Genomic DNA, 5,025 nt, shown 5'->3' on the forward strand with positions numbered 1-5,025 from the left:
GGTATGCGTTGGTTTCGGTGTTGAAGTGCTATGCGGCAACATCGGTATTGCGTGCTTCACCCCTTAACTGGGCGTTAACTGGCGCAGAAAATACGAAAGCACATTGATACGGTTTCTCGGTCCAGAGGTTTTGCGTGTTCGGTCGGTTTCCTTAGCTGAGGTAATGCGACTAATTTCAGTTTGGTACTTAAGTTTACTGATGTGAAAGGCGGCACAAAGCCTTCTAATCATATAAGGCATTCGCGATTAGTTCAGCGCACTTACATCGCCGAAGTATGGTGTTGTGAGACGCATTTCAAATTAAAGATAAACGGTAATTTTTTGGTTAAATACATATTTGAGTTAGTTTTGCTAATCATTAATTAGCAAAACGAGCTTTGGCGAAAGTGGCTGAAAGATCGGCGAAAACTGAAAGGCGCTCAGTTAACAAACTGTTCAAGAGGGATTCGCAACGCGTGGCATTTTTGGTATGCGTTGGCTTTTGTGTTTAAGGTGGTATGCGGCGGCTTTGGTATTGCGTTGCTCACCCCTTAACAGGGCGTTATGTGCTAGGAGGATAAATGGATATTGTCTATGAGCTTGTATCTCAGGAAGATCAGCAGTTAATTTTAGCTTTGGGTGAAACTGTTAATGAAGAGTTTGTTATTCCCTTTCTGAGTCTTGATGGTCAGGAAGCTATGCGAAATGCTCGCAAGGGAGACATCGAGCAGGCTACAAATACTGAGGTTTACACGTCAATCAAAGCTATAAAAAGCGATGAAATCATCGGTTATGTAGCTTGGAGGCAAGGAAACTATATTGCACAGTTGTACGTTAGTTCAAAGTACCAAAAACAAGGGGGTGGTAGAGGGTTAATAACTGAAATGCTAAAACGGAGCGGGGCTTCAAGCATTGAATTAAAAGCTTCAGTTAATGCCGTAGGCTTCTATCAACGGTTGGGCTTTCAATCAGTGGATATTGAGCAAGTTAAAAATGGCATTCGCTATGTGCCAATGCTATTGACGCTATGAGTACGCACATAACAATCTGTTTAAGAGTGATTCGCAACGCGTGGCATTTTTACTATGCGTTGCGTTTAGTGTTTAAGGTGGTATGCGGTAGCTTTGGTGTTGCGTTGCTCACACCTTAACAGGGCGTTATGTGATTTCAATCGAGCATCTAAATTGTAATCTAACGAGTAAAGCTATATTGCACTTTTCTCATGTTATTGTTTCGAAGAATAAAAACTGAAGGGATGATAATGAGTAACCAAATACAATGTGCAAACTGTTACTGCACTCTTTATTTTACCGGTGAAAATGGTGTTCGCGGAATAACTGGAGAGTTGTGTAGTAGTTGTGAGTCAGAACAAGAACAGCAATATGATGACGATGATGATTGAGAAAGCCTGACCTGTACTTAGTCTTTAAAAACAACACATAACAAAACATTTAAGAGTGATTCCCAACGCTTGGCATTTTTCATTCCATCGTTGGGTTTTGTGTTTATGGTGGTATGGTTTAGTTTCGTGGTAGCGTTGCTCACACCTTAATGCGGCGTTAGGTGCTTGGAGGAAATCATGAACTCAAAGGAAGTCGTCCTAGCTTTTTGGGATGCGATGAAAACAAATGACTTTGCCAAAGCAAGCGAGTGGCTTAGCCCAGATTTTGAGGGTTTCTGGCCGCAGTCGGGTGAACTCATTATTGGCCGAGACAACTTCACGGCTATCAATACTTATTACCCTGCGAATGGTATTTGGGAGTTTACAGTTCACTCCGTAGTTTGCGACGGTGAAACAGTAGTCACTGATGTATCAATTGCAGATGGTGTCCAAAAAGCACGTGCTATAACTTTTCATACTGTTGAAAACAGCCTGATAAGTAAGCAAAAAGAGTTTTGGCCAGACCCAATGGAAGCACAGGCATGGCGGGCAAAATGGGTTAGGTTAGTGCAAGATTAAGCTACGCACCTAACAAACAATTTAAGAGTGATTCAGCACGCTTGGCATTTTCGGTTTGGGTTTAGTTCAGTGTTTACGGTGTTCAAATTAAGTGTTGTGGTCGCGTGCTTCACACCTTAATTGGGCGTTAGGCGTATTTTAAAATAAGGAGGATTAATGGACAGTTTTTTTTCTAGAGTAAGTCGTGATTTCAGCTCAGTTCGATGGCGTTGGGTTGTATTTTGGGGAACCCTTTTGGGCTGGAGCATTTCAACCTTGTATATATCGTATTTGAGCATTAATGATGCTGAAAGGTATGGACTGGCATCTCTAATGATGATTGTAGTAATCATCGGTATAGTCTTCGATCTAACTAATTTAGACAAGTACTTACCAATGACGACAATTGGTCCTTTGCCTATAGCAATTCCCTTTGTTACATATTTGATGGTGACCCTAGTTAAAGGTCATGATGTAGGTAGTTTATTCATTGTTCCTCCTTCAATATATGCATTCTTGTATCTAGTGAAGCTTGGTTTCAAAAAGTAGCCTAACAAGCAATTTAAGAGGGATTCACAACGCTTGGCATTTTTGCTTCTACTTCAAATTTAGTGTTTATGGCACAGTGCTTTAGGTTTGGGTGGGGGCGTTGTTCACCCCTTAATTGGGCGTTAGGTTTCTTCTAAGTAAGGTGTATATGTTCGACAAGATTAAAAATATTATAGCTAGTTTGTTCAGGGTGAATTTTGTTTTACGCTTTGCAATTTTAACCTTTCTAGGTGCACTTGGAGGTTCAAGTTATATAGGTTTTATAAGTGAATTTGCTTCGTATCATTATGCGTGGGATCTAGGGTTTAGAATTCCAGCAGAAGGCATGACATATCTAAAATTAACTGTTAGTGCATTAAGTTTTGTTGCAATAAGCTTAGGTGTGTTAGTTTTTAGTTTAGTGTATTTTATTGGGCAATTGTTACTTTGGTATGTTTCTAAAAGTAGATTTGGGTTTGGTATTTTAGGTGTTGGTATGGAGATTGATTTTGCAGATTTTCTCCCCGTATTACGATCCGTGACTTTGAATAAAATATTACCTATCGCTTTAATTATGTCTTTAATTTCTGGTGTTGTTGGTTTTGTTGCTCCTATTTACGATGAAACAATTACAATAAATAATTACTTTCTATCCTCCATCGCATTTTTTGGGATGTTCTTTTTTATAATAATATTATGGAACACTAAGGCCCTCCTCATATTTTCTGGTATTTTCTCTCTAGTTGTGGGGGTAGTTATCCCTAATGTACTTTTTGACTCCGATACATATGCAAACTTATTGAGGCAACTAAAGTATGGTGGGGGAATAGAGGTGAGAGTATCTCCATCATATTCAAAAGATTCAGAAAGTTTCAAGTTACTTTTAAGGACATCATCATCTCTGATTTTATTAAACAAAACGCATGAAATACTAGAGATTCCTCACACTAAAATAAACACAATAAGTTATGGTGTTGTACCTAAAACCTAACAAAGCGTTTAAGACAGATTCCCAACGCTTGGTATTTTTCATTCCATAGTTGGGTTTTGTGTGTACGGTGGTATGGTTAGGTTTCGTGGTGGCGTTGCTCACTACTTAACGCGGCGTTAGGCGACGGGCAGGAAAGTTCTTTATTCTCATCTTCTTAGTTCCCCTTGGCAATTCGTTTTTCTAAGTCGGCAATTCAGGATTGTCTACTCAAATTCTTGAATCTCTCTGGCCGTAAAACATGCCAAGGTTCGCGAGTTGCCTCATTGGTTTTCACAGTCGGTTGGTTGTGAATCTCGCGGGCTTAAAGTGTGGAAAGGACAAGTTAATCGAGGCTTTTGTTCTCGCTTTAAGTTTGCAGCTTTACGTCTCGCTTCCTCAAAAGCGACTTGATCGCTGAAAGTCTTTATTTCGTGGTTGTTGAGATTTCGGCTGAAACATAGTGGCTTTTATGGTTCTTGAATCACAAAAAGTCAGTGGGTGTTTGGTTGCTTATTTTGTTTCGGGTAACCTGCTTTCAAAACAACTTAAACATCGATGTGAAACTTCGCCTAACAAAGCGTTTAAGGCGGATTCACAACGCTTGGCGATTTCAGTTCAAGTTGAATTTAGTGTTTAAGGTACAATGGTTTAAGTTTAGTGGTTAGCGTTGTTCACCACTTAACGCGGCGTTAGGGCTCATAGGATGATTCGGTGTAAATGAATGAAATGATAGAAAAGTTGGGCTTCGTTTTACTAGGAGCTCTCATGACGGGCATTGGTTATCTTATAAAGCGAAAAATCGAATCAAAGCCTGAACTAGAAATTTTGGATAAGCATCAAAAAGTTCTAGATATACATAAAAAAATGAGTGAGCAAGGTTTAGATATTTCAGGCTTAAACCAGTTTGCTTCTATGCTCACAGAAAAAAGTAGTGCGGTGCAGAGTCATGTTTTAGATTTAAACACTAAATCGGTTTCTCATATGCAGACGAGTAGCACTGAGCATATTACTCAAACTGAAATGAACCAAATGGCTTCGGATAGTTATAATCGTTCATTAGTTAAAATGAACGAGGTTTACGCTCAATTAATGAGTAAGCTAGATAGTGACCGCACCGAAGCATACGGGTCTGCACAGGTAAAGTGGAACGAGTATATCGAAGCCCATGCGAGATCAGTAGCTGACATGTACAAAGGGGGCTCTATATACCCGTTGATATATTACTCGGAACTCGAAACTTTAGTTTTTGAACGAGCTGCTCGCTTGCAGAGTGAGCTAGACGAACTAGTATCGCTGGGTAACTGAGCCCTAACAAACTGCTCAAGAGGGATTCGCAACGCGTGGCATTTTTACTATGCGTGGAATTTAGTGATTAAGGCGGTTTGCGGCGGCTTTTGTATTGCGTTGCTCACCCCTTAGCAGGGCGTTAGGCGACGAGCAGAAAAGTTCTTTGTTCTCATCTTCTTAGTCTTCTTTGAGCATTCATTTTTCTAAGTCGGCAATTGAGCGTTGTCGGCTTAAATTCTTGAATGTCTCCAACCGTAAAACATGCCAAAGTTCGTGGGTTGCCTCATTCATTTTTGGTGCTGGTTGGTAGCGAGTTTTACTG

The 5,025-nt window shown here is 40.1% G+C and carries 5 protein-coding genes; all 5 read left to right on the forward strand.

Translation table 11 applies throughout. The features are described from left to right. Positions 1-560: 560 nt before the first annotated feature. Positions 561-1,010 (forward strand): GNAT family N-acetyltransferase, encoded by a 450-nt coding sequence (locus R7Q46_RS24480; RefSeq protein ID WP_318077844.1) that lies wholly within the window; start codon positions 561-563, stop codon positions 1,008-1,010. A gap of 548 nt (positions 1,011-1,558) precedes the next feature. Next, positions 1,559-1,939 carry a nuclear transport factor 2 family protein gene (locus R7Q46_RS24485; RefSeq protein ID WP_180796811.1) on the forward strand — a complete coding sequence of 127 codons (381 nt, stop codon included), beginning with the start codon at positions 1,559-1,561 and terminating at the stop codon, positions 1,937-1,939. 156 nt (positions 1,940-2,095) lie between these two features. Then, positions 2,096-2,467 carry a hypothetical protein gene (locus R7Q46_RS24490; RefSeq protein WP_318077845.1) on the forward strand — a complete coding sequence of 124 codons (372 nt, stop codon included), beginning with the start codon at positions 2,096-2,098 and terminating at the stop codon, positions 2,465-2,467. Positions 2,468-2,615: 148 nt separating this feature from the next. Further along, complete coding sequence (locus tag R7Q46_RS24495) at positions 2,616-3,437, forward strand: hypothetical protein (RefSeq protein ID WP_045481593.1); 822 nt, start codon at positions 2,616-2,618, stop codon at positions 3,435-3,437. Positions 3,438-4,181: 744 nt separating this feature from the next. Next, positions 4,182-4,721 carry a lysozyme inhibitor LprI family protein gene (locus R7Q46_RS24500; protein WP_318077846.1) on the forward strand — a complete coding sequence of 180 codons (540 nt, stop codon included), beginning with the start codon at positions 4,182-4,184 and terminating at the stop codon, positions 4,719-4,721. Positions 4,722-5,025: the final 304 nt, after the last annotated feature.

The sequence above is a fragment of the Vibrio sp. 811 genome, from assembly GCF_033339195.1.